The following is a 25,406-nucleotide window of genomic DNA, read 5'->3' as shown; positions in this document are numbered from 1 at the left end:
CCAGGTCAGCCGTCATCAACTCAGTTTGTTTTGGTCTCTGACGCGGGCATTTGCGATGACGATGATGCGTCGCATGATTGCGGTGAGAGCGACGATTGGCTTTTTTCCGTTTGCGATGAGGCGTGTGTAGGCGTCGCGCATGGCGGGGTCGTGCCTTGCGGCGGCCATTGCGGGCATGAACAGGGCGGCCTTGATTTCGGCCCTGCCGCCTCTGGTTGGGCGGTAGGCGTCTCGACTGCCGCTCTGGTTTGGATGAGGAGCCAGGCCTGCGAGTGCGGCGGCCTGGCGCCGGCTGATGCGTCCGAGCTCGGGCATGAGTGCGATGAGGGTGGCGGCGGTGGTCGTTCCGATGCCGCGGATGGAGCGCAAGGCCTGCTCGCTTCTGTCGGTGCGGGCGATGGTGCGCAGGGTCTCGGCGATGGTTTGCGCCAGGGCGGCGATCTGGGCTTTGAGGCAGTCGTGCAGGGCCTGGAGCGGGGCTTTGACCGGTTCGATGCCGGGAGCGTTGAGCCGGTTGGTGCAGGCCGTTCTCTGGGCGACGAGATCGGCTCTGGTCCGCACCAGGACCTGGAGGCGCTCGCGTGCCGGGGCGGGCGCCTGCCAGCGGATCAGCCGAGCGTGGCGCTCGGCGCCGTAGCGGGCAAGCGCCCTGGCATCGAGCGCATCGCTCTTCCCGAGCGTCCCATAGGAGCGGATGAAGGCCTTGACCTTGCGGGCATCGGCGCGATGGGCCGGGCAGCCGGCTGAGACGAGCGCCGCCAGCAGGGCGTCCTCATAGCCGCCCGTCGCCTCGCAGACGACGAGGCAGTCCGGGCCGAGCCCGGCTGCGAAGGCTGCCAGGGCCGAAGCCTCGTTAGGGAGACTGCCGAGGGTGTCGCCGCGGCTGTCGAAGACGACGATCCCGGCCTTGCCGACATCACAGCCGAGGAAACGGGAGGGTTCAGGGACCGTGGTGCAAACCGGCATCGGGAGCTATCCTCGAAGGGCTTGTGATTGTCTGCGGGCGTTCGGCTCATGCGAAGAGGCCCTGGCAACTCACCAAGCGTGACAAGGAAGCGACCCGCAACCTCGATGACGACGGGCGAAAGCCCTGGCTCGGGACGGTCGACGAGTCGCGTCTGGTCCGGCCGGCCAGCCGGACCAGACATCCCGCTCACGCGGAACAAAACCTCAATACCCCATCACAAACAGACAATGCTCGGGCTTGCAGGAGGAGGCTCCTGCAGCTGTTCCGGCATGAGATTCTCGGGTCTGCGCTTCGCTTCGCCCGAGAATGACGCCCGCACTCAACTCCGGGCTTGAAACCCGTCAGCCCATCGCGGCTTTCACCGTCTCGACGAGCTGCTTCATGGTGAAGGGCTTGGGCAGGAAGTGGAAGCTCTCGCCCTCCGGTAGGTTCTTGCGGAAGGCCTCCTCGGCATAGCCGGAGACGAAGACGACCTTGGTGTTCGGGTTGCGCTGGCGCAGCTCGCCCAGCAGCGTCGGGCCGTCCATCTCCGGCATCACGACGTCCGAGACGACGAGGTCGATCCGGCCATCGTTCTTCAGGAAGATGTCGAGTGCCTCGACACCGGAGGCGGCTTCGTGGACGGTGTAGCCGCGTGAGACCAGCATGCGGGCGTTGAGCGCGCGCACCGCGTCCTCGTCCTCGACCAGCAGGATGACGCCGGCGCCGGTGTGATCGGCGGCGAGCTTCTTCGGCGCTTCCTTGGCGGCGGCCTCGGCGGCGATCTCTTCCTGGCTCGGGACGTGGCGCGGGAGGAATATCTGGAAGGCCGTGCCCTTGCCGACGGTGGAATCGACGAAGACGTAGCCGCCGGTCTGCTTGACGATGCCGTAGACCATCGAGAGGCCGAGGCCCGTACCCTTGCCGACTTCCTTGGTGGTGAAGAACGGCTCGAAGATCTTGTCGAGATGCTCCTGCGGGATGCCGGTGCCGCTATCCTCGACCTCGAGCAGCACATAATCGTCGGTGGGCAGGGCGGCATGCCCGAAGCTCACGCAGTCCTCGCGGGCGACGTTGCGGGTGCGCACCGTCAGCTTGCCGCCATTGGGCATGGCATCGCGGGCGTTGACGGCGAGATTGACGATGACCTGCTCGAGCTGGCCGAGATCGGCCTTTACCGGCCAGAGGTCGCGGCCCTGGCGGACGTCGAGCGTCACCTTGTCGGCGACGACGCGCTTCAGCATCAGCGAGAGGTCGGACAGCACCTCGCCGAGCTCCAGCACCTGCGGGCGCAGGGTCTGGCGGCGCGAGAAGGCGAGCAGCTGCCTGACCAGCGCTGCGGCGCGGTAGGCGTTCTGCTTGATCTGCATGATGTCCGGGAAGGACGGATCGGTCGGCCGGTGGCTGGCGAGCAGGAACTCGGAGGCGTTGATGATGACCTGCAGCACGTTGTTGAAGTCGTGCGCGATGCCGCCGGCGAGCTGGCCGACGGCCTGCATCTTGCCCGCCTGGTCCATGTTGTCGCGCAGCTTGCGCTCGGCCGTGGTCTCGAGCGCGTAGACGATGGCGCGCTCGCCGTCGCCGTCCTCCGAGGCCGCGACGGGGGTGAGGTAGAGCTTGGCCGAGCGGCCATCCTCCCCGGCGAGCGTCAGGTCGAGTGGGTTCACGCCGGCGCTGCCGTCCACGACCTCCGCGAGGGCGCGCTCGAGGCCGGACTCGGGCGCGACCAGATCGTGGATCGTCTGTGGCTGCGCGCCGGCCGGCGTCAGACGGGCGAAGGCGGCGTTGGAGCGCAGGATCGCGCCGGTCTTGTCGACGGTCGCGATCGCCATCGGCGTCGAGTGGAAGAAGCGGGCGAAACGGACTTCGGCATCGCTGCCAACGTCGATGCCGGCCTCCCCGGAGGCCCGGTTGAGGACGAGGGTGCGGGAGGGGCCGGCGCGGCCATCCTGCCCGAAGGCGACCTGATGGTGCAGGCGCACGGGCAGGGGGGCGCCGTTGCGGCGCTTCAGGTCGACGTCGAGAACCTCGACGCGGACATCGCCCGGCTGACCACGGATCGCCTGGATCAGCGCGGCGGCGGCGGGCGTGCAGATGTCGTCGAGATGCAGGCCGCCCGAGCCGAAGCGGGCGAGATCGAAATCGAGCCAGCTCGACAGCGTGGCGTTGAGGTAGGAGACCTCGCTATCGGCATCGATCGAGATGAATCCCGCCGGTGCGTGGTCGAGATAGTCGATCGCGTGCTGGAGTTCCTGGAAGGCGTTCTCCTGCCGCTCGCGCTCAGGCGTGATGTCGGTGACCGACCAGAGCGTCGCATTGCGCGCCTCGCGACGGACCGGCGAGACGCGCACGCGGTACCAGCCGACCTCGCCGCGCCCGTTCAGGGCCGGCTCGAGGCGGACCTCCTCGATCAGGCGGCGGTTCTCGCGGGCTGCGGCCGCAAGCCGGTAGATCGCCTCCGAGACATCGGCGCGGCCGGTGAGCAGCCGCCCGACCGGCTTGATGTCGTTCGCGCCGGTGGCGCCCGCCAGCGCGAGGTAGGTCTCGTTGGCGTAGACGATGTCGTTCTCGCCTTCGGTCACGACGATGCCTTCATCGGCGGCGTCGACGATCGTCTTGGTCAGGTCGTTGCGGGCGGCGCGGCCGGAGAACTGGACCAGGCCGATGGCGAAGGCGAAGAGGCCGAAGACGCCGACAACGGACAGAATGGCCAGCAGGCCGAGGATGAGCGGCTGCGCCCATTCGTTGGCGATGAAGCCGAGCGCGATGGCGGCGCCGACCAGCAGGCCCGCGACCAGCAGGATGACGCCGATATGGCCCGGCTTGTCGGAGCGATCGATCGTTGTGGTCGCCGTGGTGCCGCTCATGCGGTGAAGTCCGTTCCCTTGCGGCCGCGCCGAAAATTCGCGGCCAACCTTCCTTCGCATCCGTGCCGAGTTAGGCGCGCCGACCCTTCAGGCGCAAGACGTAACCGATGACTTCCGCCACCGCCTGATAGTGTTCGACAGGAATTTCTTCGTCGATGCGGACGGTAGCATAGAGCGCACGCGCCAGCGGTGGGTTCTCGATGATCGGCACGCGATGCTCGCCGGCGACCTCGCGGATCTTCAGCGCCATGGTATCGACGCCCTTGGCCAGGCAGAGCGGGGCGGCCATGCCGGGCTCGTATTGCAGGGCGACGGCGAAGTGGGTCGGGTTGGTGATGATCACGGTGGCCTTCGGCACGGCCGCCATCATGCGCTTGCGCACGCGCTGGGAGCGGATCTGACGCAGCTTGGCCTTGATCTCGGGATTGCCTTCGGAGTTCTTGAACTCGTCCTTGAGCTCCTGCTTCGTCATCTTCTGGCGCTGGTACCAGGAGAAGCGCTGCCAGCCGAAGTCGCCGATGGCGACGATGGCGAAGAGCGCGAGCACGGAGCCCATCAGCTTGATGGCGAGCGTGAGCGTTGCCGGCATCAGGGCAGCGACGTTCATCTGCACGAAGGCTTCGAGCCGGTCGTGCTGGTTCCAGAGCGTGAACCAGACCACGGCGCCGATCAGCGCCGTCTTGGCGAGGCCCTTGGCGAAATTGACCCAGGCTTCCTTGCCGAACATGCGCTTGGCGCCGGCCATCGGAGAGAGGCGGCTGAACTTCGGCATCAGCGGCTCGAAGGTCCAGAGCGGCTTGTGCTGGAGCATGGCGCCCACGAGCCCGGCGCAGAGGATGAACGCGAAGGGCATGCCGAGCGCCATGAAGCCGGTCAGCACGCCCTGCCGCGTGACCTGCATGAAGGCTGCGCCATCGGAGGGAACCTGATGGGCGTTCATCAGGAAGGAGCGCAGCGACAGCATGGCGTCACGGGCCGACCAGCCGGCGGCCACCAGCAAGGCGAGGGTGAAGCCGCTGAGCACGAAGAACGTGCCGATTTCCTGCGATTTGGGTACGTCGCCCTTGTCGGTGGCCTCGTCCAGCTTTCGCTGTGTCGGGTCTTCTGTCCTGTCTTCGTTTTCGGCATCTTCGGACATGGCGCCCTCAATTGCCGGTGAACTGGCGCAGGAAGGCGCCGAGATCGTTCAGGAAGACGCTCATCATCACACTGACGACGACGAGCAGGACGAGCATGCCGCCAATGATCGAGGCCGGCACGGCGAGGAAGAAGACCTGCAACTGCGGCATCATCCGCGCCAGCACGCCCAGCCCGAGATTGAACAGCAGGCCGAAGACGAGGAAGGGCGCCGAGATCTGGATCGCCAGGGCAAAGCCGCGCGCCGCCGACTGCACCGCGAGCGTCAGGATGTCCGTGAGATCGGGCACGCCGCCGGGCGGCAGCAGGCGGTAGCTCTCGTGGATCGCGGCGATGGCGACGTGGTGCAGGTCCGTCGTCAGGACCAGCGTGATGCCGAGCATGGTCAGGAAGTTGCCGATCGACGGGTTCTGCATGCCGCCGGTCGGGTCGACCGTCATGGCGAAGCCGAGGCCCATGGTCTGCGCGACGAGCGTGCCGGCCGTCTGCAGGCAGGCCATCACCAGCCGGGCGCAGACCCCGATGATCAGGCCGACCAGCAATTCGCCGATCAGGAGCGTGACGACGCCGGAGATGTCGGCGGGGATACGCAGGGAAGGGCGCGCCACGGGCAGGATCATCAGCGCGATGAAAAAGGCGAGTGAGAGCCGGCCGCGCGAGAAGATGAAGCGCTCGCCGATGCCCGGCATGAGCATGACGAGCGTGCCGACGCGCGCGAAGACGAGCACGAAAATGGCGCTGAGCTCGGGCAGGATCGCGATCTGCATCGTGCCGCAGGCACCCTTACGCCAGCGCGGGTGCCGCGAGGCTGCTCCGGCCAGGGCCGGCTGCAGTCGCGACAGGCTCATCCGCCCGTGGCGATTCGGACGGCGACTCGCCCCATATAACCCGCCAGCGCGTCACCCATGAACGGCAGAAACAGCAGCAGCGCGGCAAAGACCGCGACGATCTTCGGAACGAAGACCAGCGTCTGCTCCTGGATCTGCGTCAGCGCCTGGACCAGCGAGACGACGAGGCCGACGACGAGCGCGATCACCATCAGCGGCCCACCGACCTTGAGGAAGACGACGATGCCGTCGCGGGCGACGTCGAGAATGGCTCCGGAGGTCATGATGTTCGTCCGATCGCTGTGTGCATAGGTTTGTTGGGTTTCCCAGCCGTCAGACCGGCATCCGCATGATTTCCTCATAGGCCGCGATGACGCGGTCGCGCACCGCGACCAGCGTCTCGATCGCAGCCTCGCTCTCGGCGACCGCGGTCACGACATTGACGATGTCGGCCCGCCCGCCGGCGACGCTCGCCGTCTGGGTGTCGGCCTTGCGGCCGGCATCGGCGGTGGCGTCGATCGCCTTGCCCAGCAGAGCGGAGAAATCCGGCCCGGCGGCTTCCGCGCCGCCCAGGGCGGGCGGCTTGCGCATCAGATTTCCGGCGCCCATCCCCTGGATGGAGGCATAGGCTCCCGCGGCGAAGCTGGACGTGGCCATGGCGTGCTAACCCTTCAGGCGCGCAGGATGTCGATGGTGCGCTGGATCATCCGGCGCGTCGAAGAGATCAGGTTGAGGTTGGCCTCGTAGCTGCGCTGGGCCTCCCGCATGTCGACCATCTCGACCAGCGAGTTGACGTTGGGCATCGCGACGTCGCCCTTGGCGTCGGCGGCCGGGTTGCCCGGCTCGTGCTTGACCTTGAAGGCGCTCTGGTCACGCTGGACCTTGCCGAGCGCGACGAGCTGGGCGTCGAGACTGCGGTCGAAATGACGCTGGAAGGTCGGGACCTTGCGGCGGTAGGGGTCGGCGCCGGCGCGCTCGGGGCCGGAATCTGCGTTGGCGATGTTCTCGGAGATGACGCGCATCCGGCCTGACTGGCTGCGCAGGCCGGAGGCGGCGATGGCGATGCTCTTGATCAGGTCCATGACTCAGCGACCCTTGCCGATCGCGATCTTCATCAGGCCGAGACCCTTGCTGTAGAGCGAGGCGGCCAGCTGGTAGTCGGACTGGTTCTGCGCGACCTTGAGCATCTCGTCCTCGAGGTTCACGGCATTGCCGTTCGGGGTGGTCTCGAAGCGGGGGGCGCCGGTGCCGTCGAAGCCGCCATTGGCTGTGGACAGGCTCATATGCCCGACGCTGGTGCGGGCAAGCGCGACGCCGGCGCGAGCCGGGTCGACACTCGGCGGCTTGAGGTCGGCCGGGCGGAAGCCGGGGCTGTCGGCGTTGGCGACGTTTTCGGAGAGGATCTTCTGGCGCGATTGCTGGTATTGCATGCGCAGCTTCAGCGCCTGCATCAGGCCGCCACCGATGCTCAAGCCGTCATTCGCCATGGCTCCAGCCCCTCGTTCCGCTGCCGGTTACTAGGCAAATCCTGCCGGGCTCATGGTTAACAGCGGGTTAACCTCCTTGCATTTCGCAGGTGCGGTTAACCACGCGTTCACCATGTTTCCCGATAGTGAAAGCGTTATGCTATAGCCAAGGTGTTGAACCTCGTGCGGAACTTCGGCCGCCCGAGGCCGTCGTCGAAGATGAGGCAGACCTTGCAGAGCTTGTTCGGATTGGAACTCTCGACCGCGCAGAAGGTGATCGTCGCCTCTGTCGTCATCCTTGTACTTCTCGCCCTGCTCGGACTTTTCGTGCGACAGATCCAGGGCGGCCGGCTGCGCCTGCGCGGCCAGGCCGGGGGGCGCCAGCGCCAACCCCGGCTCGGCGTCGTCGACACTTACGATCTCGACCGCCAGCGGCAGCTCGTACTGATCCGGCGCGACAACATCGAACACCTCGTCATGATCGGCGGCGCCTCCGACGTCGTCGTCGAGACCAATATCATGCGCAGCGGGGGCAGGGCGGCGTCTCCGAGCTACGTCGATACGGCGATGCCGGACCGTCCGCTGCCGCCATTCGACACGCTCGTTCCTCCGGCCGAGCCCGCGCTGCGAACCGGCGAGGATGTCCGCAAGGCCGGCGCGATCGTCGAAGCGCCCGATGTCCTGCCGCCGTTGCCGAGCCGCCCGTCCTCGGCTCACGGCGACATTGCCGCCGCTGCAGCAGCCAGCGCCGGTGTTGCCGCTGCTCTCGGCTTCCCCGATTCGGAACCGCCGCCGGCACCGGCAAAGCCCGTTGCGCCTCCGCCGCCGCTGCCGATGACATCCGTCACGACCGGGCCGGCGCCGAGCTTCGCACGCGAGCATGCTCCGGCCCCGGCCGTCAGCGCCGGTGAGCTCGACGACATGACGCGCCAGCTCGAGGAGGCGCTGAAGCGCCCCTTCTCGGCCGTGCGCCCCGCCAATCTTCCGGGCGAGCCCCCGCAGGAAAGCATGGCTCCGCCGGTGAGATCGCCCGCCGCAGCGCTCAAGCCTGCCGAGAAGCCCGTCGTCGAAGCGCCGAAGCCTGCCCTAGAGCCGTTCCAGCCCGTGGCGCAGCCACCGATACCGGAGTTCAAGCCGGAATTCAGGCCTGAGCCGAAGACCGAGTTCAAGCCGGAGCCTGCGCCCATCCCGACGCCGACCCTTGCCCCTGCGCCGCGCCAGCCGATGCTCGCCAGCGACGTCGAGGCAGAACTGGCGGCTGCGCTCGGCCTGACGCCGGAGCGTGCGACTCCGACGGCCTTCGCACCCGTTCCCAAGGTGCCGGAGCCCAAGGCATCCGAAGCCAAGGCTCCCGAAGCCAAGGCTGCCGAGGTGAATACGCCCGAACCCAAGCCCGCCGAGGCGAAGGTCTCGGAGCCGACCAAGCCGGAGCCACAGCCGGCGGACGTTCCCGAGCCTGCCGTCGAGGCCAAGCCGGTGTCCGGCGAGTCTGGGTCGCTCATCGACACTGACGAACTCGATGAAGCCTTTGCCGCCGTCGAGAAGCCCGCGCCCGAGGCGAAGCCGAAGGCCGACAAGCCGGCCGAGACGGAATCGAAGGAAATCGACCCGTTCTCGGTCGATGCCATCGAAGCCGAGTTCGCTCGTCTGCTCGGGCGCGATCCCAAGGCGAAATCCTGAGCGGATAGCGAGCTGAAGGCTGTCGCCAGTCTGGCGGCGGCGACCATCAACAGGAATGTCGGGGCTCCGGCCTGCAGGCGCCGCGCAACCGTTGCGCGGCGTTTTCCCGCGACTAGCTTCGTGCTGTCCGATCGCGTGAGTCGGACGTAGCAACGGCCGCGCGTGACACCCAGTTCCAGACCCGTGAGACGCTATCGATATGGCCGCGCCGCGCTGGCCGCGATGGTGCTGCTCACCCTGCAGGCCAGCCCGGCGCTGGCGCAGACGCTGTCGCTCGATCTCGGGCAGGGCGGAGGCGTCGCCGAGCGGGCGCTTCAGCTCATCGCCGTCATCACGGTGCTGTCGCTGGCGCCGTCGATCCTGATCATGGTGACGTCGTTCACCCGGATCGTGGTGGTGCTGTCGTTGCTGCGCTCGGCGCTGGGCACGCAGACGGCGCCGCCGAATGCCGTGATCATCGGGCTCTCGCTGTTCCTGACCGGCTTCGTCATGGCGCCTACGCTGCGCGAGGCCTACACAAATGCGGTGCAGCCGCTGGTCGCGGGGCAGATCCAGCCGCAGGAGGCCTATAACCGCGGCGTGGTGCCCTTCAAGACCTTCATGCTCCGGCATGTCCGCGAGAAGGATTTGTCGCTCTTCCTCGACATGTCGCAGGGCCCGCGGCCGCAGCAGCCGCAGGATGTCGGCGTCGAGGTGCTGGTGCCGGCCTTCATGATCTCGGAGCTGCGGCGTGCCTTCGAGATCGGCTTCCTGCTGTTCGTGCCCTTCCTGATCATCGACCTCGTCGTCGCCTCGATCCTGATGTCGGTGGGCATGATGATGCTGCCGCCGGTGACGGTGGCGCTGCCGTTCAAGCTGATCTTCTTCGTGCTGGTCGACGGTTGGGGGCTGGTGACCAGTTCGTTGGTCAAGAGCTACGGCGTCGGGGGGTGACGAGCAGGGTCGTCAGCGCTTCCTTGCGATTTCATAGACCCGCGACCGTTCGCGCTTGCCGATCACGACGACGACGATCGGAACCTCTTCGTCCTCGACACGGTAGACCAGCCGGTAGCCGGCGGCGCGTAGCTTGATCTTGTAATGGTCGGGCAGGCCGTGAAGAGCATCGGCCTGCACGCGAGGATTCATCAGCCGCTCGGCCAGTTTCCTCTTGAACTGCTCGCGCAGGGTCGCGCCAAGCTTGTCCCACTCCTTCCGTGCCGAGGGCAGGAATGCGAGCCTATAGGTCGTCAAGGCTGACGGGCTCGCTCTTCTCGTTCGCCCGCGCCTTGGCGACCTCTATGAGTGCCTGATCGTCAAGCGCGTCCATCATCGCCTCATAGGTCTCGGCGGGTACCATATAGGCCATGACACGATTGTGGTTCAGGATCGCGATGGGGTTGCCCCGCGCGCCGGCGACGACGGCGGTCGGATTCTTCTTGAGATCGGAAACGCTGACCGCGATCTCCGCTTCGACACGTTGCATGGTCCGACCTCCGGCTATCCTGAAGCAGGAGTTTTATATAGCACGAAATTTAGACCTATGTAGCGCTCTATTTAGGTTCGGCCGAGTCCTTCAGCTCACCACGACACGACCGCGCTGGACGCGCAGGCTGAGCGAGCCGTTCTTGAGCGCCAGCGCCTTCTCGCCGAAGACTTCCCGCCGCCAGCCCTTGAGCGCGGGCACGTCCGAAAGCTCGTCGGACGCGATGGCCTCCAGGTCGTCGCTGGTGGCGATGATCTTCGGCGCGACGCGCTCGGCATCGGCAACCGCCTTGAGCAGCACCTTGAGCAGGTCGAGCACGGCACCGTTGGTCGGCCGGCCGCGCTCGCGCTCCAGCCGAGGCAGGGTCTTCGGATCGATGTCCGCGGCGCGTTCGATCGCGGCAAGGACCTCGGCGCCGTTGCGCGAGCGCTCGAAGCCGTTGGGGACCGAGCGCAATTCCGCCAGCCCTTCCGTGGTGCGCGGGCCGCGCTGGACGATATCCATCAGCGCGTCGTCTTTCAGCACGCGCTGGCGCGGCACGTCGCGGGTCTGCGCCTCCCGCTCGCGCCAGGCGGCGAGCTCCATCAGGACCGGCAGCTCGCGCGGCTTGCGGACGCGGCCCTTCAGGCGAAGCCAGGCATTCTCCGGCTTGACCTCGTAGGTCCCGGGCGAGCTCAGCACCGCCATTTCCTCGGCAACCCAGCTCTCGCGGCCGCTGGCATCGAGATCGGCCTGCAGCGCGAGGTAGATATCGCGGAGATGGGTGACGTCCGACTCGGCATAGGAAAACTGAGCCTCGGTCAGCGGGCGCCGCGACCAGTCGGTGAAGCGCGAGGACTTGTCGATGCGGGCCTTGGCGAGGTCGTTGGCGAGCTGCTCGTAGCCGACCGAGTCGCCATAGCCGCAGACCATGGCGGCGACCTGCGTGTCGAATAGCGGGACGGGCAGCACCCGGCCGAGCAGCCAGACGATCTCGAGATCCTGCCGGGCGGCGTGGAAGACCTTCACCACGGCGTCGTTGACCATCAGCCCGAAGAAGGGGGCGAGATCGAGATCCGGCGCCAGCGGGTCGACCAGAACCGCCTCTTCCGGCGAAGCCAGCTGGATCAGGCACAGCTTCGGATAATAGGTCGTCTCGCGCAGGAACTCGGTGTCGACCGTCACGAAGGGATGGGCGGCAAGGCGATCGCAGGCGGCGGAGAGTTCAGCGGTGTCGGAGATCAGATGCATGGCTTTCGGCTCTTAGCAGACAGCGAGGCCGCATGTCGCGGGCGTTCTTGACATTCCGCGCCCGCGCGTGTGGTTAGCCTCAAGTTTCGGCTGGCGTTCGCGCCGGCACCCGACGCATTTCCGAAAGACCGATCCCGTGACCCTCCATCGCTATCGTTCCCACACCTGCGGCGCGCTCCGTGAGAGCGACATCGGCCAGAACGTGCGCCTGTCCGGCTGGTGCCATCGTATCCGCGACCATGGCGGCGTGCTCTTCATCGATCTGCGCGACCATTACGGCATGACGCAGGTCGTGATCGATCCGGATTCTCCGGCCTTCGCCGATGCCGAGACACTGCGCTCGGAATGGGTCGTGCGCATTGACGGCAAGGTCAAGGCCCGTCTCGCCGGTACCGAGAACGCCAATCTGCCGACCGGTGCGGTCGAGGTCTTCGCGACAGGGATCGAGGTGCTCGGTCCTTCGGCCGAACTGCCGCTGCCGGTCTTCGGCGATCTCGAATATCCCGAGGATACCCGCCTCAAATACCGCTTCCTCGACCTGCGTCGTGAGAAGCTGCACAACAACATCATGCTGCGCACCAAGGTCATCGACTCCATGCGCCGCCGCATGAAGGATTCGGGCTTCTCCGAATTCCAGACCCCGATCCTGACCGCGTCCTCGCCGGAAGGCGCGCGCGACTTCCTCGTGCCGAGCCGCCTGCATCCCGGCAAGTTCTACGCGCTGCCGCAGGCGCCGCAGCAGTACAAGCAGCTCCTGATGATGGCGGGCTTCGACCGCTACTTCCAGATCGCGCCCTGCTTTCGCGACGAGGATCCGCGCGCCGACCGCCTGCCCGGCGAGTTCTACCAGCTCGACGTCGAGATGAGCTTCGTCGAGCAGGAGGACGTTTTCGCGACGATGGAGCCAGTCATCACCGGGGTGTTCGAGGAGTTCGCGGAGGGCAAATCCGTCACCCGCAACTGGCCGCGCATCCCCTATGCCGAGGCGATCGCCAAATACGGCTCCGACAAGCCGGACCTGCGCAACCCGCTCATCATGCAGGACGTTTCCGAGCATTTCCGCGGTTCGGGCTTCAAGGTTTTCGCGCGCATCCTCGAAGGCGAGAAGAACCGCGTCTGGGCTATCCCGGCGCCGGGCGGCGGCAGCAGAGCCTTCTGCGACCGGATGAACTCCTGGGCGCAGGGTGAGGGGCAGCCGGGTCTTGGCTACCTGATGATCAAGGAAGACGGCGAGGGCCAGGGGCCGATCGCCAACAACATCGGGCCGGAGCGGGTCGCTGCCATCGTCGCGCAGATGGGGCTGAAGGGCGGCGACGCCTGCTTCTTCGTCGCGGGCGATCCGGAGAAGTTCTACAAGTTTGGCGGCAACGCCCGCAACAAGGTCGGTTCCGAGCTTGGGCTGATCGACGAGAACGCCTACGCCTTCGCCTGGATCGTCGACTTCCCGATGTTCGAGTACAACGAAGACGAGAAGAAGGTCGATTTCTCGCACAACCCCTTCTCGATGCCGCAGGGCGGCTTGAAGGCGCTGACCGAGGAAGACCCGCTCTCGCTCAAGGCCTTCCAGTACGACATTGCCTGCAACGGCTACGAGCTGGCGTCCGGCGGCATCCGCAACCACCGCCCCGAGGCGATGGTGAAGGCCTTCGAGATCGCAGGCTATGGCGAGGAGACGGTGGTCGAGCGCTTCGGCGGCATGTATCGCGCGTTCCAGTACGGCGCCCCGCCGCATGGCGGCATGGCGGCCGGCATCGACCGCATCATCATGCTGCTGGCCGGCGCGACGAACCTGCGCGAGGTCGCACTCTTCCCGATGAACCAGCAGGCGGTCGACCTGCTGATGGGGGCACCGGCCGAGGCGTCGCCCAAGCAGCTTCGCGAGGCGCATCTGCGGATCAACGCTCCCGAGAAGAACGGCTGACATCGATGGCCTCTCTGCCAACCGGGCGGGCGCTTCCGCTCGCCTGCCTCCTTGCGCTGTCGCTCGGCGCCTGCGTCGCCGGCCATGCCGACACCAGCGCCGGACGCGCCTCGGCGCTGGCGACGACGGTGTCGCGGGCGAGCGCCTGCCGGGCCGGAACACCGCAGCGTGCGACGCTCGATCGCTTCCTCTCGGCCGAGAAGGCGCGCGGGGCGAGCGACGAGCAGCTGGCCGCGGCGCGCTCGGCCTATATCAGCGTCTCCGAAGCCGAGACGATCAATCAGGGCATCCGTCCAGAGCCCTGCACGGCTGAGGAACGGGCCGAGCTGAAGGAGCGGATGGGCCGCATCCGCGCCGGAAATTTCGACGCCTCCTGAGCTGCTGCCACGCCCAATGACGACCATCAAGCCATTCGCCACCGGGCTTCTGCTTATAGGCCTTGCCGGTTGCACGACCGTGGCGGGGTCGCTGCCTGGCACGGTCGAATATGCCGCCGCGACGGTTTCGCGCGCCTATGATTGCGGCCTGCGTGTCGACCGCAGCCGGATCATCGCCCGGCTCGACCGGCAGGATCGACAGCGCTTCGTCGAGGCCAATGCCGGCTATGCTGTGAAATCCTACAAGGCGCCGCATCGCTGCGACGCGAGCGAGCGCGAGCGCGTGCAGGGCGAGATCGGCACGCTCGCCCGCCGCTAGAGCCTGCTGGTTACGGACGGACCCACGCCGGAATGACGGCGCGTTGCCTTGGAAACGTGGCGTGCTCTGAAATTCGCTTGCGTCCGGCGACATGACGAGGCCACAAGGCCGCGATGCCCGCCGCCGCCATCACCGCCATCGTCGTCAGCTATGACAGCGCCGAGGTCCTTCCGGCCTGCCTCGATGCGCTGGCGGGGGAGGGCGTGCCGGCGATCGTCGTCGACAATGCAAGCGGCGACGAGAGCCGGAACATCGCTGCAAAGAAGGGCGCAAGCGTCATCGCCAATGCCCGCAACGAGGGTTATGGGCGCGGCAACAACATCGGTATCGCGGCAGCCGAAACTCCATTTGTGCTGATCGTCAATCCGGATCTGGAGCTGGGCGCCGGGGCTGCTGGGGCGCTGCTTGCTGCAGCCGAGCGGTATCCCGATGCCGGCATGCTGGCGCCGCGCATCGTCGAGCCGTCGGGGCGGATCTTCCTGCAGCCGCGCTCGCTGCTCTCGCCTGATCATCTCAACCGCAGTGGCGCGATGGTCGTGCCGGAGGGCGATGCCTGCCTGCCCTTCCTCTCTGGCGCCTGTCTCTTGATCCGGCGCGAGCTGTTCATGGCGCTCGGCGGTTTCGACCGCTCGATCTTCCTGTTCTACGAGGATGACGATCTGTGCCGGCGCATGCGCGATGCCGGCCATTCGCTGATCCATGTCCACGAGGCGGAGGCGCGGCATGGTCGTGGCCGCTCAAGCACGCCGTCGCCGCAACGCCGCTTCAAGGCGCGCTGGCATCTCGCCTGGTCGGAGCGCTACATCGCCCGCAAATACGGCCTGACGGAGCCCAGCCCGATCCGGATGCTGGAGAATCTCGGCAAGGCGGTGGGCTACGGCCTCCTTCTCAACCGCGAGAAGCTTTACGCACATGCCGGCTCGGTCGCGGGCGCGCGGGCCTGGCGGCGGGGCGAGACCGCGCTGGCGCATGAGGGGCTGGAGATGTTGCCATGATCGGGCGTGCCCCGCGCGTCGCCGAGGCGCTCGCTCATCCGCACAACAATTTCGGGCTGTTGCGGCTGGTGATGGCGGTGGCCGTGGTGATCTCGCATGCCTTCAGCGTCACCGATGGACGGGTCGAGCAGGAGCCCTGGTTCCAGACCACCGGCTTCACGCTGGGCGAGCATGCGGTCAACGGCTTCTTCGCGATCTCGGGTTTTCTGGTCACGATGAGCTTCCTGCGCCGCGGCTGGCGCGACTACGTGCTGGCGCGCCTGTTGCGGATCGCGCCCGGCCTGATCGCGGCGACGCTGGTCGTGGCGCTGTTGATCGGCGGGCTGATGACGACGCTCGACAAGGCCGCCTATTTGAGCGACCCACGACTCTGGCGCTTCATCAGCGCGACGCTGACCACCTTCAAGAGCGCCGCCGCTTTGCCAGGCGTATTCGAGGGCAACCCGCTGCAGTTCCCGATGGGAACGGTGTGGACGCTGAAATACGAGACGCTGTGCTATCTGGGCGTGCTCGTCGCGGGCATCGCCGGGCTGCTGGCAAAGCCGCGGATCGCATTGGCGGCCCTCGTGGTGCTCTCGCTGGCGGTGGTCCTGCGCGAAGTGCTGGCGCCCCATGGATCTAAGGGCTTGGAGACCGCGCTTCGCCTGCCGCTGATCTTTCTCGCAGGCGGCGTGATCTATCTCTATCGCGAGCGGGTGACGCTCTCGCTGCCACTGCTGGTGCTCGCCGTGCTCGCGCTCTTGCCGCTAGGCTTCACCCCGCTCTACAAGGCTGCGCTCTACCTAGTCACGGCCTGGGGCTCCCTGGTGCTCGCGCTCGCACCGGCGCTGACGCGCCGCTCGCTCGAGCCGCCGGCGGACCTGTCCTACGGTGTCTATCTCTACGGCTGGCCAGTGCAGCAGACCCTGCACGCGCTGTTCCCGAGCCTTGGCGCTGTCGCGCTGCTCTGGCCGTCGCTCGCCGCGACCGTCGTCATCGCCGCCTTGTCGTGGTTCCTGGTCGAGAAACCCGCGCTCGGCGTCAAGCGCCGGCTGCTGCGCGGCTCCTGAGCGCGGCGACGAACGCCTCGGTCCGCTCGCTCATCAGCAACGGCAGGAGCGGAACGAGCTCCTCGCGTGGCAACGCCCACCAGCGGGTTTCGAGGAGTGCTGCGACCGTCGCCTCGTCGAAGCGCAGCCTGACGAGGCGCGCCGGGTTGCCGGCGACGATCGCGTAGGGCGGCACATCGCGCGTCACCACCGCTCGCGCCGCGACCACGGCACCATGGCTGATGCGGACGCCGGACAGGATCATGCTCTGTGATCCCAGCCAGACGTCATGGCCGATCAGGACGTCGCCGCGCGTCGTGTCGTGGCCGGTCGTGCTCGCGGCTTCAGGCCAGAGGCCCGGCAGGGCCGGAAAGGGATAGGTCGTCGCCCAGTCGAGCCGGTGGTTGCCGCCGAGCAGGATTTCGACGCCGTCCGCGATCGAGCCGTAGCGGCCGATGGCGAGCCTGGCGCCGCTTTCCGGAAAGCGCACCTTCGGCCGGCCATAGGTATAGGCGCCGGCGACGAACTGGCCCGGCCGCCGGGCGATGAGATGCGCCAGATGCAGCCGGGTCTGATTGTCGGGGTTCAGCCGCTTGCGCAGCCAGCCGCGCGGGACGGACGACAGGCCCGCCCACCAGGATTGCAGGGCGGACGGGCGCCAGTCGCGATCTTCGGGCGCGACGGCGCCGTCATCAGTTGGTCGCATTTTCTTCACGCGAACCGGCGTCCACTTCGCTTGAAAATGCTTAGCTCACTGAGCATCGGCCTTGAGGTCGATCTTGTCGAAGATCTCGGTCGGCTCGGTCATGGTGATGACGTCGGCGAGGCCGAGGCCGGTCTGCGACTTGGCGCTCGCGGAGACATTGAGCGTGCCGGGCTTGGCGACGAAGCGCGCGACCGCGGCGGTCAACGTCTTGGCCGCGTCGGAAGGCCCGAGGATCGCCGCAAGGCCGAGGCTGGCGACCATCGTGAACTGCTGGCGGACATCCTCGACCTTGCGCTTCGACTTGCGTGCCTCGTTCTCGATCAGCTTCTCGGCGAGGCCGAAATTCTGCAGCTTGACCTGCAGGTTGCGCACCGTCGCACCGAGCATGGCGACCTGGGCGAGGGCGAGATCGCTGGAGAACAGGTCCTTGGTGACGTTGCCGAGCGCGCCGGACGCATCGAGCTGGACGAGGCCGGCGCTGCCGAGCGACAGCGTGCGGATCGCGATCTCGTTCTTCGCTGCCTCCCAGGCGAGGTCGAGCCTGGCCGAAAGATCGAGCGAGCGGATGCCCATCGCGATCATGTCCTTGGCGGCGGGATTGCCGCTGGCGTCGACGATCGGGGTGACCAGCTTGTCGATGGTCAGTGCGATGCTGGTCGGGATGCCGTTGAGCTGCTCGCCGGCCTTCAATTCGAAGGTGCCGAGCGACATCTTGATCGGGTCCTTTCCGGTGAGGACAGGGGGAGCATCGATCGAGATGCCTGCGAGCCGGACCGTGCCGATCGTCGGGATGAACCGGCGGAAATCGACCTCGTCGAGCGGCTTGTCGGGCTCGGTCAGTGCTGCCCTGAGCTCGCGGATGACAGGTGCGAAGGAGAAGCCGGAATAGCTGATCGAATCGACGCCGCCCTTGGCCGGGCCCGAGCTGAACTGGAAACCTTCGAGGGCGAAACCAGATTTGGCCGGCGTGCTCTCGCCGAAGGCCATGCGGGCGATCTTCATGTCGACCGTATCGGGCTTGGCGCCGGGCTTGGCATCGGATTTGGGCGGGGCCGAGACGGTCATGACGAAGTCGCGAGCTTCGCCGCTGCCGTATTCGAACATGTCGAACAGCGAGAGCATGGACAGGCCGAGGCGCTTTTCGGCGTCGCTCTTCCCAGCCGGCTTGGCATCGCTTCCGCCAGCCTTGTCGGCATCCTTCTTCTCGAGTTCCTCGGAAGCGGCGGCAAGCTGGCTGATGACCTCGAGCAGCGGCTCCGGCCCGACCTTGGCGGCGAAGCCGCGCCCGGTGGTCTTGCCGAGCGACATCTTGCCGGCCTTGCCCATGTCGAGGCTGTAGCCGTCCTGCTCGAAATTGCCGATCAGCGGCAGCATCGGCTCCTGGGTGCCCGGCGCGGCCTTCTCGGTCAGCACGCGCGCGCTCTGGCGCAGATCGAACGCGTCGAAGGCGGTGCGCTTCAGCACGCCCTTCATCGGTCCGGTGGCGGCGCCGTCGGCGGCGATCGAGCCGCTCGCCGATTCGCCGTGGCCGATCTTGCCCTCGCGGATGTCGGTGAAGCGGATGTCGCGATAGGTCGTGGTCTGCTTCTGGTCGCCGACCGTCTGCACCAGTGTCAACTCCGGCGCGCTGATCTCGCTGGCGGTCAACCGCCCTGCACGCGTAGCTGCCGAATCGCCGGCCGTGCCGCTGAACAGCGCCAGGAAGGCGTCCTTCTCCAGCGTCGAGCCCTTAATCGCGATCTTCGGTGCATTGATCACCAGCTTGCCGAGATCGATCCGGACGTTGTCGAGCTGGAAGTCGGCGGCCCAGACCGGCGATGCGAAGGCGATGAGGACGGCGGTCAGGGCCGTTCCAGTGAGGTGCATCGGCCGACGAAGGCGCGCAACGGTCATTCAGATCTCCTGCTTCTTTGGCCGGGCGAAACTGCCGCAAGCCGATGGCGAAAGAAAGCCGTCATGCGACGGGAAGCGGCATCCCGCATTCATATGATGACGAAAGACTTGACCGGAAGACAGACGGCGCTGCCATCTGCCGAAGATTCGCCATCGGCCGCACCTAGAGCTGACACGCGGCGATGGCCGCCATGGAGTTGGACGCGATGTATACCGTCAAGACCGCTTTCGCCGCTGTTCTTTTTGCCTTGATCGCGCTTGTGCCGGCGGCGGCGCAGAGCCAGCCCGCCGCGGCCGGCTCGGGGCTCGAATCGCTCGTCATCGTCAGCGGCGGCACGCGCCACGTTCTGCAGGTCGAGGTGATGCGCACGCCGGACCAGCGCGCGAAAGGGCTGATGTACCGCAACTACATGCCGGCGGATCGCGGCATGTTGTTCGATTTCGGCGCGAGCGAGCCGGTCGCGATGTGGATGCAGAACACCTATATCTCGCTCGACATGTTGTTCATCCGGGCCGATGGCACGATCGCGCGCATCGCCGAACGGACGGAACCGCTCTCGACCCGCACGATTCCATCCGGGGAACCGGTGCTGTCGGTGCTCGAGATCAACGGTGGCGTAAGCAAGCAGCTCGGGCTCAAGCCGGGCGACAAGGTCGAGCACGCGCTTTTCAAGCGTTGATCGATCCTCAGTCAACGGCTTTCGCTTGCGGGTCTGGCCCGTGGCATGATAGCGAACCGCAACGTTTGGAATGGTTCGTCGGGGTATAGCGCAGCCCGGTAGCGCATCTGCTTTGGGAGCAGAGGGTCCCAGGTTCGAATCCTGGTGCCCCGACCATCGTTCCAAATCTACGAAGCGGTTCGCGTCGCGAGCTGCACGAGATTTGGTGACGGCAGAGCGCTTTCATGACCGCACGCATCTATCGCCCGGCCCGCACCGCCATGCAGTCCGGCACTGCCAAGACCGAACGCTGGCTGCTCGAATACGAGCCGGAGCGGCCGCGCGAGATCGAGCCCCTGATGGGCTGGACCTCATCCTCGGACATGAAGAGCCAGCTCAAGCTCTGGTTCGACAACGAGCAGGACGCGGTCGCCTACGCCACGCGCAACGGCATCCCTTTCCGGGTCGAGAAGCCTCAGGAGGCCAAACGCCGCGCGCTCTCCTACTCCGATAATTTCAAGTATACCCGCGTCGGTCAGTGGACGCATTGAAGACGACAGGCGGGGGGCTTTCCCTTCGCCTCTCGGGCCCGTAGCTCAGATGGATAGAGCAGCAGCCTTCTAAGCTGCTGGTCGCTGGTTCGAATCCAGCCGGGCTCGCCATTGATTTCATTCCGGAGTTCTCGTTTTTCAACGAGGTATTCCGAGGAGGCGACGGCGCGTCATTCTGATTTGCGCCTCCGCTATCCGAGGCAAGAAGCATCGTCGCCTGTCAGTGGAATTCCACGTCCGCACCCATCCGGCGTGGGCGTCGCGATTACAGAAAATTCGAATGAAATCGATCCGCCAATCTTAGGGCCTGCGGGCCATGCTCCCGGCTGAACACCGAGGAGACGACATGGACATCTTTAGCATGCTGGGGCTGATCGGCTTCGCGGCGCTGGCCTACGCCTTCAAACTGGCCACAGAGAGCGTGACGTAAGTATCAGATCATCTGATCTGGCGCGGCCCATCGAGCGCGGTTAAGGAATGATTGACCTTTTACCGCTCGGGCCACGCCATGAAGATCGACATCGCCCTCAATCTCCTCGGCATCGTCGCCTTCGGCATGCTGGCTTACGCGATGCTGCTGGCCGTCAGAGGCCCGAGAGCAGAAGCCTGAACGAGGAGCCCTCCGGCTCGACCGGAACTTCGCGGCTCGCCTAGCGGCGCAACGCTTGTCCTGAGTGGGGGCGTCGCCTTCGGCTGGTCGCTGGCAGGGACGCCGCTCCGTGCCGCCGCCGCGCGCGAGCCGGGCTCGATCGCCTCTTCAGAATGAGTTGCTTTGCAGCGCGCCGATCGCTCGCCATTCGGCGCGGTGGCTCACGGTTTGGGCGGTGTCAGCCCCTGCAGCTCGATCGTGCCGAAGGACGGCATCGAATTCAGCTGTTTTTCGAGCGCTGCCGGATCGAGCGTCACCGGTTTATCCAGCCAGTAGGTGACCATCTGCGGGAAGGCGATCATCAGCGCGACCAGGATGAGCTGCAGCACGATCCAGGGAATCGAGCCCAGGTAGATGTCGCGGCTCTTCACCGTCGGCGGCGCGATGCCGCGCAGATAGAACAGCGCGAAGCCGAAAGGCGGGTGCATGAACGAGGTCTGGATGTTGGCGCAGATCAGGAGGGCGAACCAAATCAGGTTGATGTCGAGCTTCTCCGCCGCCGGCGCCAGCAGCGGGATGATGATGAAGGCGATCTCGAAGAAGTCGAGGAAGAAGGCGATGAAGAAGACGAACACCATGGTGAAGGACAGGAAGCCGACATGACCGCCCGGCAGCCCGGTGAGCATGTGCTCGATCCACTTGCCGCCGCCCACGCCCTGGAAGACAAGGCTGAAGACACGCGCGCCGATCAGGATCATCGTGACCATGGCGGTGATGCGCATGGTCGAGGACATCGCCTGGTAGGTCAGCTTCCAGCTCAGCGTGCGATACAGCGCCGCCAGCCCCAGCGCGCCGACCGCGCCCATCGCGCCGGCTTCCGTCGGCGTCGCCAGGCCCATGAAGATGGTGCCGAGCACGAGGAAGATCAGGGCGGCGGAGGGGACGATGCCGCGGATACACTTCCAGACCAGCGCCCAGCCCCGGAGCGTGCGGGCTTCCGGCGGCAAGGCCGGGATTGCGGCCGGCTTCACGATTGAGAGGATCATCACCCAGATGCAGAACAGCGCGACCTGCACGATGCTGGGGCCGATGGCGCCGGCATACATGTCGCCGACGGACTTGCCCATCACGTCGGCCAGCACCACGAGCACCAGCGAAGGCGGGATGAGCTGGGTGATCGTGCCCGATGCGGCGATGACACCGGTGGCGTGGCGCATGTCGTAGCCGTAGCGCATCATGACCGGCAGCGAGATCACGCCCATGGCGATGACCGAGGCGGCGACCGTGCCGGTGATCGCGCCGAGGATCGCGCCGACGAAGATGACGGCATAGGACAGGCCGCCCCGGATGCTGCCGAAGAGCTGGCCGATCGAGTCGAGCAGATCCTCGGCCAGGCCGCAGCGCTCCAGCACCGCGCCCATGAAGGTGAAGAACGGGATCGAGAGCAGCAGGTCGTTCGAGATGATCGAGAACAGCTGGAAGGTCAGGTTGCCCATGTAGTTATGGGTGATGACCCCCATCTCGATGGCGATGAAGCCGAAGAACAGGCCGACGGCCGCGAGCGAGAAGGCGGCGGGATAGCCGATCAGCAGAAAGACGATCAGCCCCCCGAACATCATGGGGCCGAGATTGGCGCGGATCGTGTCGATCATTGCAGCGGCTTCTCGTAAGCGTATTCGTGCTGATGGAAGCCGCGCAGCGCTGCGGCGCGCTTGATCATCTCGGAGATGCCCTGCAGCAGGATCAGCACGAAGCCGACGGGCAGGAGCAGGATGACGGGCCAGCGGATCAGGCCGCCGGCATTGTTGGAGGCTTCGTTCAGCGTCCAGGACTGGACGAACCACGGCCAGGTGAACCAGATCATCACGATGCACATCGGCAGCAGGAAGACCGCGCCGCCGAGCAGGTCGATCCAGTGCCGCGTCCGATCGGAGACCGAGCCGTAGAACAGGTCGACGCGGACATGCTCGTTGACCCTGAGCGTATAGGCCGAGCCGAGCAGGACCATGCCGGCGAACATGTACCACTGCAGTTCGAGCCAGGCGTTCGAGCTATAGGAGAGCAGGTAGCGGATCGTGGCGTTGCCGGCGCTGACCAGGCAGGCCAGCAGCACGAGCCAGCTCGCGATGACGCCGAGCCCGCCGCCGAGGCGGTCGATCAGCCGCGCCAGCGGCATCAGCTGCCGGCAGAAATACCAGGCGATCGCCACGGCGCCGGCCATGGCGCCAATGGTCGCAATCGCAAGCCAAAGCTTGAACATGAGCCCCCACGGCGACGACGTTTCTTCCCCGAACGCCGCTGCTAGCAGTTACGGGCTTAGCCGTTCCATGACGGGTTGTTGCTCAATCCATAGCCGCCACATAGCCGGCGGCTATGAGCTGTTCCTGCGTGCGCAGGCGATAGCCGACGGCAAGCTCCGTGACGATGTAGGCTGGCCGGGCCGGATCGGGCTCGATGCGGTTACGCAGCTTTTTCATCAGGATACGCAGGTATTGGACGTCCTCGTCCGGCTCCTGTGGCCAAAGCTCCCGCATCAGCTGGCGGTGGGTCAGCACGCTGCCGTGATGGACCGCGAGGATGCGCAGCAGCGCGAACTGCTTGGGCGAAAGTATGATCGTCGTCCCATCGCGGCTGACGAGGCGGCGCGCGATGTCGATCGACAGCCCGCCCGCCTTGACGACGGGCTCCGTCGTTTCCTGGCGGACGGCGCGCCGGAGCACCACGCGGGCCCGCGCCAGCAGTTCCGCCATGCCGAACGGCTTGACGATGTAGTCATCGGCGCCGCTCTCCAGGAGCTTGACCTTCTCCGCTTCCGACTTGCGCACCGACAGGACGATGATCGGGGCTTTCGACCAGCCGCGCAGCGCATCGACCACGGTTGCGCCATCGGCGTCGGGGAGCCCGAGATCGAGGACGACGAGATCGGGCTGGCGCATCACGGCCTCTTCCTGGGCCTGCCGGGCCGTCTCGGCCTCGGCCACGCGGAAGCCGTGCATCTCCAGCCCGGTGCGCAGGAAGCGGCGGATAGGCGCCTCGTCATCGACGACGAGGACGAGCGGCCCCGTCGCGAGGTTCGTCGTGGCGGCCGTATCACTCGTCATCAAGGTCACGTTGCCCCGTTTCCGCAACCGGCAGGACCATCCGTATGGTCGTGCCCAATCCTGGCCCCTGGCTCGTGGCGGCAATGCGCCCGCCACAGGCCTCGACGAAAACGCGCGCAATCGTCAAGCCCAGACCGCTGCCGCCGGCGATGTCGGCATGGCGATCGCCCCGATGGAAGCGCTCGAAGATCATGTCGGACTCGCCCGAGGCGAGGCCCGCGCCCTCGTCCCGGATGGCGAGGATGATCGCATCGTCTTCCCTCGCCGCGGAAACCGCGACCGTCCCGCCCGCAGGCGTGTATTTGGCGGCGTTCTCCAGCACATTCACCAATGCTTGGGCGACGAGCACCGGATCGACGCTGACGAGGGGCAGTTCCATGTCGAATTCACGCCGGACGGCATGGCCGTGCAGGCGGCTGGTAGCAAGATCGAGCGCATTGTTGACGATGTCCAGGGGATCGACCGTGTCGAGTCGGGGCTGAAGCGCGCCTGCGCGGATCCGCCCGAGGTCGAGGACATTCTGGATCAGCCGGTCGAGGCGGCCGGCCTCCTGCTCGATTCCGCCCGCCAGGGCCAGAAGCTCCGGCTGGTCGTCGAGCCCCGGAGCTGTCGCTAGCACGCTGGCCGACCCCATGATGCCGGCCAGCGGCGTGCGCAACTCGTGCGAGACCGATTCGACGAGGATGTCCCGTAAGGCGTCCGTGCGTTGCCGCAGGCGCCGCTCCTCCAGGATCCGGGAGAGCCCGAGCCGTTCGAGCGAACGGTTTCCTTCGGCGAGGACAGTCTGCAGGCGCTCCGGAAGGCCTTCCAGGGTGTCGCCAGACGTGCCGACCTCGACCGCGACGACCGCGCGGGCTTCGTCCGTGCCCGCCAGACGGCACAGCAGCCAGTGTCCGCCATCCGGCAGCTCGACGGCCAGCGTCGACGACGGGCCGGGCGCCTTCAGGAGAAGTTCCCTGGCCCGCACGGCCAGGGCTTCGGTGTTGTCCGGAGCGAACGGCGAATGAACCGTCGCGAGGCGGCCCGGCCCGGACATGGCGAACAGCGCCGCCGGCCTGCCGAGCGCCTGCGACACCTGCTCGGCAACGATGCGATAAACCGCGTCCACATCAGTCGCGACTGCGAGCGTGCTGCTGAGTTCGTAGATCCGCCTGATCGTCTGCTCGCGTTCCGTCGCCTGCAGCATCTGCCGCCTCAGCTTGCCGGCGAGCTGCCCCACGGTGAGGGCGACGACCAGCGAAGTGGTCAGGTCGATGATCTGCGGCGGCTCGAACACCAGGACGCTGAAGAGCGGCGGATAGAAGAGCGTCGTCATCAACGCGCCGAGCAAGGCGGCCATGACTGCCGGGCCGGTGCCGTAGCGCACCGCTGCAATGAGCACAGGCAGCATGTAGATCGCCGAGACGCTGTCGAGCGGGGCGAACCAGACGGCGATGCCAGCCAGTGCCGTGGCCAGGGCGACGAGCGCGGTGGTCTTCAGATACGGCAGGAGCGAACGCGAAGCGGCCATGTTTCTCGATAGCGCTCCCCCGCCACCGCGATCGTCGAAGGGCGACGAGGGAGGCGGGTCGGTCGAAACAGCAGCCGCAACCGCCGCCCCTGGCCTTAGATCTCGCCGTCGTGTCACGAGCGGGATGGTGCGGCATGGGTCG

General features: G+C 66.6%; 26 protein-coding genes and 2 tRNA genes. 11 read left to right on the top strand and 17 right to left on the bottom strand.

Annotation, left to right across the window (positions count from 1 at the left end; genetic code table 11):
* Positions 1-15 precede the first annotated feature (15 nt).
* The 8 genes from NWE53_RS09130 to NWE53_RS09095 all read right to left on the bottom strand — a co-directional run bounded on the left by NWE53_RS09130 (position 16) and on the right by NWE53_RS09095 (position 7,264).
* Positions 16-966 (bottom strand): IS110 family RNA-guided transposase, encoded by a 951-nt coding sequence (locus tag NWE53_RS09130; protein WP_265050007.1) that lies wholly within the window; start codon positions 964-966, stop codon positions 16-18.
* A 342-nt stretch (positions 967-1,308) separates the two neighbouring features.
* Complete coding sequence (gene cckA, locus NWE53_RS09125) at positions 1,309-3,813, bottom strand: cell cycle histidine kinase CckA (protein ID WP_265054004.1); 2,505 nt, start codon at positions 3,811-3,813, stop codon at positions 1,309-1,311.
* 70 nt (positions 3,814-3,883) lie between these two features.
* Entirely contained in the window at positions 3,884-4,951 is a 1,068-nt protein-coding gene (flhB, locus tag NWE53_RS09120; RefSeq protein ID WP_265054003.1) for a flagellar biosynthesis protein FlhB, read from the bottom strand.
* A gap of 7 nt (positions 4,952-4,958) precedes the next feature.
* Positions 4,959-5,717 carry a flagellar biosynthetic protein FliR gene (gene fliR, locus NWE53_RS09115; RefSeq protein ID WP_265054856.1) on the bottom strand — a complete coding sequence of 253 codons (759 nt, stop codon included), beginning with the start codon at positions 5,715-5,717 and terminating at the stop codon, positions 4,959-4,961.
* Positions 5,718-5,794: 77 nt separating this feature from the next.
* On the bottom strand, positions 5,795-6,061 hold the full coding sequence (fliQ, locus tag NWE53_RS09110; RefSeq protein WP_265054002.1) for a flagellar biosynthesis protein FliQ: 267 nt from the start codon (positions 6,059-6,061) through the stop codon (positions 5,795-5,797).
* Between the two features lie 49 nt (positions 6,062-6,110).
* Positions 6,111-6,434: a flagellar hook-basal body complex protein FliE gene (fliE, locus tag NWE53_RS09105; protein ID WP_265054001.1), complete on the bottom strand. Its 324-nt coding sequence runs from the start codon at positions 6,432-6,434 to the stop codon at positions 6,111-6,113.
* A gap of 14 nt (positions 6,435-6,448) precedes the next feature.
* The gene (gene flgC, locus NWE53_RS09100; protein ID WP_265054000.1) at positions 6,449-6,859 is read right to left on the bottom strand and encodes a flagellar basal body rod protein FlgC; all 411 of its coding nucleotides are present in this window, start codon (positions 6,857-6,859) and stop codon (positions 6,449-6,451) included.
* A gap of 3 nt (positions 6,860-6,862) precedes the next feature.
* Positions 6,863-7,264: a flagellar basal body rod protein FlgB gene (locus NWE53_RS09095; RefSeq protein ID WP_265053999.1), complete on the bottom strand. Its 402-nt coding sequence runs from the start codon at positions 7,262-7,264 to the stop codon at positions 6,863-6,865.
* Positions 7,265-7,474: 210 nt separating this feature from the next.
* On the opposite strand from NWE53_RS09095, the gene NWE53_RS09090 reads away from it, so the two are divergent.
* Entirely contained in the window at positions 7,475-8,923 is a 1,449-nt protein-coding gene (locus tag NWE53_RS09090) for a flagellar biosynthetic protein FliO (protein ID WP_265053998.1), read from the top strand.
* Positions 8,924-9,085: 162 nt separating this feature from the next.
* The gene (gene fliP, locus NWE53_RS09085) at positions 9,086-9,856 is read left to right on the top strand and encodes a flagellar type III secretion system pore protein FliP (protein ID WP_442864998.1); all 771 of its coding nucleotides are present in this window, start codon (positions 9,086-9,088) and stop codon (positions 9,854-9,856) included.
* A 12-nt stretch (positions 9,857-9,868) separates the two neighbouring features.
* Here fliP and NWE53_RS09080 read toward each other — a convergent pair whose 3' ends face one another.
* The 3 genes from NWE53_RS09080 to rnd all read right to left on the bottom strand — a co-directional run bounded on the left by NWE53_RS09080 (position 9,869) and on the right by rnd (position 11,615).
* Positions 9,869-10,153 carry a type II toxin-antitoxin system RelE family toxin gene (locus tag NWE53_RS09080; protein WP_265053997.1) on the bottom strand — a complete coding sequence of 95 codons (285 nt, stop codon included), beginning with the start codon at positions 10,151-10,153 and terminating at the stop codon, positions 9,869-9,871.
* Entirely contained in the window at positions 10,140-10,385 is a 246-nt protein-coding gene (locus NWE53_RS09075) for a type II toxin-antitoxin system Phd/YefM family antitoxin (RefSeq protein WP_265053996.1), read from the bottom strand. The genes NWE53_RS09080 and NWE53_RS09075 overlap by 14 nt, the downstream gene beginning before the upstream one ends.
* Before the next feature lie 90 nt (positions 10,386-10,475).
* Complete coding sequence (gene rnd / locus NWE53_RS09070) at positions 10,476-11,615, bottom strand: ribonuclease D (RefSeq protein ID WP_265053995.1); 1,140 nt, start codon at positions 11,613-11,615, stop codon at positions 10,476-10,478.
* A 136-nt stretch (positions 11,616-11,751) separates the two neighbouring features.
* On the opposite strand from rnd, the gene aspS reads away from it, so the two are divergent.
* From aspS to NWE53_RS09045, 5 genes are all read left to right on the top strand, one after another.
* Positions 11,752-13,536: an aspartate--tRNA ligase gene (gene aspS, locus NWE53_RS09065; RefSeq protein WP_265053994.1), complete on the top strand. Its 1,785-nt coding sequence runs from the start codon at positions 11,752-11,754 to the stop codon at positions 13,534-13,536.
* Between the two features lie 5 nt (positions 13,537-13,541).
* Positions 13,542-13,913 (top strand): hypothetical protein, encoded by a 372-nt coding sequence (locus tag NWE53_RS09060; protein ID WP_265053993.1) that lies wholly within the window; start codon positions 13,542-13,544, stop codon positions 13,911-13,913.
* A gap of 16 nt (positions 13,914-13,929) precedes the next feature.
* Positions 13,930-14,232: a hypothetical protein gene (locus NWE53_RS09055; RefSeq protein WP_265053992.1), complete on the top strand. Its 303-nt coding sequence runs from the start codon at positions 13,930-13,932 to the stop codon at positions 14,230-14,232.
* Between the two features lie 113 nt (positions 14,233-14,345).
* Entirely contained in the window at positions 14,346-15,227 is an 882-nt protein-coding gene (locus tag NWE53_RS09050; protein WP_265053991.1) for a glycosyltransferase family 2 protein, read from the top strand.
* On the top strand, positions 15,224-16,276 hold the full coding sequence (locus tag NWE53_RS09045; RefSeq protein ID WP_265053990.1) for an acyltransferase family protein: 1,053 nt from the start codon (positions 15,224-15,226) through the stop codon (positions 16,274-16,276). The genes NWE53_RS09050 and NWE53_RS09045 overlap by 4 nt, the downstream gene beginning before the upstream one ends.
* Here NWE53_RS09045 and NWE53_RS09040 read toward each other — a convergent pair.
* On the bottom strand, positions 16,248-16,961 hold the full coding sequence (locus NWE53_RS09040) for a CatB-related O-acetyltransferase (protein ID WP_320109560.1): 714 nt from the start codon (positions 16,959-16,961) through the stop codon (positions 16,248-16,250). The two genes, NWE53_RS09045 and NWE53_RS09040, sit on opposite strands and share 29 nt — an antisense overlap.
* Before the next feature lie 45 nt (positions 16,962-17,006).
* A complete protein-coding gene (locus NWE53_RS09035) occupies positions 17,007-18,854 on the bottom strand; it encodes a hypothetical protein (RefSeq protein ID WP_265053989.1) in 1,848 nt (615 codons plus the stop codon).
* A gap of 206 nt (positions 18,855-19,060) precedes the next feature.
* On the opposite strand from NWE53_RS09035, the gene NWE53_RS09030 reads away from it, so the two are divergent.
* The 4 genes from NWE53_RS09030 (at position 19,061) to NWE53_RS09015 (ending at position 20,175) form a co-directional block, all read left to right on the top strand.
* The gene (locus NWE53_RS09030; protein ID WP_265053988.1) at positions 19,061-19,534 is read left to right on the top strand and encodes a DUF192 domain-containing protein; all 474 of its coding nucleotides are present in this window, start codon (positions 19,061-19,063) and stop codon (positions 19,532-19,534) included.
* Positions 19,535-19,613: 79 nt separating this feature from the next.
* A tRNA-Pro gene (locus tag NWE53_RS09025) sits at positions 19,614-19,690 on the top strand.
* A gap of 68 nt (positions 19,691-19,758) precedes the next feature.
* The gene (locus tag NWE53_RS09020; protein ID WP_265053987.1) at positions 19,759-20,064 is read left to right on the top strand and encodes an ETC complex I subunit; all 306 of its coding nucleotides are present in this window, start codon (positions 19,759-19,761) and stop codon (positions 20,062-20,064) included.
* Positions 20,065-20,098: 34 nt separating this feature from the next.
* A tRNA-Arg gene (locus NWE53_RS09015) sits at positions 20,099-20,175 on the top strand.
* A 699-nt stretch (positions 20,176-20,874) separates the two neighbouring features.
* Here the strand turns inward: NWE53_RS09015 and NWE53_RS09010 are convergent.
* The 4 genes from NWE53_RS09010 to NWE53_RS08995 form a co-directional block, all read right to left on the bottom strand.
* A complete protein-coding gene (locus tag NWE53_RS09010; RefSeq protein WP_265053986.1) occupies positions 20,875-22,305 on the bottom strand; it encodes a TRAP transporter large permease in 1,431 nt (476 codons plus the stop codon).
* A complete protein-coding gene (locus NWE53_RS09005) occupies positions 22,302-22,874 on the bottom strand; it encodes a TRAP transporter small permease subunit (protein ID WP_265054853.1) in 573 nt (190 codons plus the stop codon). The genes NWE53_RS09010 and NWE53_RS09005 overlap by 4 nt, the downstream gene beginning before the upstream one ends.
* Positions 22,875-22,995: 121 nt before the next feature.
* Positions 22,996-23,754 (bottom strand): response regulator, encoded by a 759-nt coding sequence (locus NWE53_RS09000; RefSeq protein WP_265053985.1) that lies wholly within the window; start codon positions 23,752-23,754, stop codon positions 22,996-22,998.
* Entirely contained in the window at positions 23,744-25,264 is a 1,521-nt protein-coding gene (locus tag NWE53_RS08995; RefSeq protein WP_265053984.1) for a sensor histidine kinase, read from the bottom strand. The genes NWE53_RS09000 and NWE53_RS08995 overlap by 11 nt, the downstream gene beginning before the upstream one ends.
* Between the last annotated feature and the right edge of the window lie 142 nt (positions 25,265-25,406).

The organism is Bosea sp. NBC_00550 (assembly GCF_026020075.1).
Taxonomy (GTDB): Bacteria; Pseudomonadota; Alphaproteobacteria; order Rhizobiales; family Beijerinckiaceae; genus Allobosea.
The sequence above is the reverse complement of the archived record's forward strand: the minus strand, read 5'-3'. Positions and strand labels throughout refer to the sequence as shown.

Coding starts and splice junctions, on each gene's coding strand:
- NWE53_RS09130 (WP_265050007.1), bottom strand. CDS start 966: ATGCCGGTTTGCACCACGGTCCCTGAACCCTCCCGTTTCCTCGGCTGT.
- cckA (WP_265054004.1), bottom strand. CDS start 3,813: ATGAGCGGCACCACGGCGACCACAACGATCGATCGCTCCGACAAGCCG.
- flhB (WP_265054003.1), bottom strand. CDS start 4,951: ATGTCCGAAGATGCCGAAAACGAAGACAGGACAGAAGACCCGACACAG.
- fliR (WP_265054856.1), bottom strand. CDS start 5,717: ATGCAGATCGCGATCCTGCCCGAGCTCAGCGCCATTTTCGTGCTCGTC.
- fliQ (WP_265054002.1), bottom strand. CDS start 6,061: ATGACCTCCGGAGCCATTCTCGACGTCGCCCGCGACGGCATCGTCGTC.
- fliE (WP_265054001.1), bottom strand. CDS start 6,434: ATGGCCACGTCCAGCTTCGCCGCGGGAGCCTATGCCTCCATCCAGGGG.
- flgC (WP_265054000.1), bottom strand. CDS start 6,859: ATGGACCTGATCAAGAGCATCGCCATCGCCGCCTCCGGCCTGCGCAGC.
- NWE53_RS09095 (WP_265053999.1), bottom strand. CDS start 7,264: ATGGCGAATGACGGCTTGAGCATCGGTGGCGGCCTGATGCAGGCGCTG.
- NWE53_RS09075 (WP_265053996.1), bottom strand. CDS start 10,385: ATGCAACGTGTCGAAGCGGAGATCGCGGTCAGCGTTTCCGATCTCAAG.
- rnd (WP_265053995.1), bottom strand. CDS start 11,615: ATGCATCTGATCTCCGACACCGCTGAACTCTCCGCCGCCTGCGATCGC.
- NWE53_RS09060 (WP_265053993.1), top strand. CDS start 13,542: ATGGCCTCTCTGCCAACCGGGCGGGCGCTTCCGCTCGCCTGCCTCCTT.
- NWE53_RS09055 (WP_265053992.1), top strand. CDS start 13,930: ATGACGACCATCAAGCCATTCGCCACCGGGCTTCTGCTTATAGGCCTT.
- NWE53_RS09050 (WP_265053991.1), top strand. CDS start 14,346: ATGCCCGCCGCCGCCATCACCGCCATCGTCGTCAGCTATGACAGCGCC.
- NWE53_RS09045 (WP_265053990.1), top strand. CDS start 15,224: ATGATCGGGCGTGCCCCGCGCGTCGCCGAGGCGCTCGCTCATCCGCAC.
- NWE53_RS09040 (WP_320109560.1), bottom strand. CDS start 16,961: ATGCGACCAACTGATGACGGCGCCGTCGCGCCCGAAGATCGCGACTGG.
- NWE53_RS09035 (WP_265053989.1), bottom strand. CDS start 18,854: ATGACCGTTGCGCGCCTTCGTCGGCCGATGCACCTCACTGGAACGGCC.
- NWE53_RS09030 (WP_265053988.1), top strand. CDS start 19,061: ATGTATACCGTCAAGACCGCTTTCGCCGCTGTTCTTTTTGCCTTGATC.
- NWE53_RS09020 (WP_265053987.1), top strand. CDS start 19,759: ATGACCGCACGCATCTATCGCCCGGCCCGCACCGCCATGCAGTCCGGC.
- NWE53_RS09010 (WP_265053986.1), bottom strand. CDS start 22,305: ATGATCGACACGATCCGCGCCAATCTCGGCCCCATGATGTTCGGGGGG.
- NWE53_RS09005 (WP_265054853.1), bottom strand. CDS start 22,874: ATGGCCGGCGCCGTGGCGATCGCCTGGTATTTCTGCCGGCAGCTGATG.
- NWE53_RS09000 (WP_265053985.1), bottom strand. CDS start 23,754: ATGACGAGTGATACGGCCGCCACGACGAACCTCGCGACGGGGCCGCTC.
- NWE53_RS08995 (WP_265053984.1), bottom strand. CDS start 25,264: ATGGCCGCTTCGCGTTCGCTCCTGCCGTATCTGAAGACCACCGCGCTC.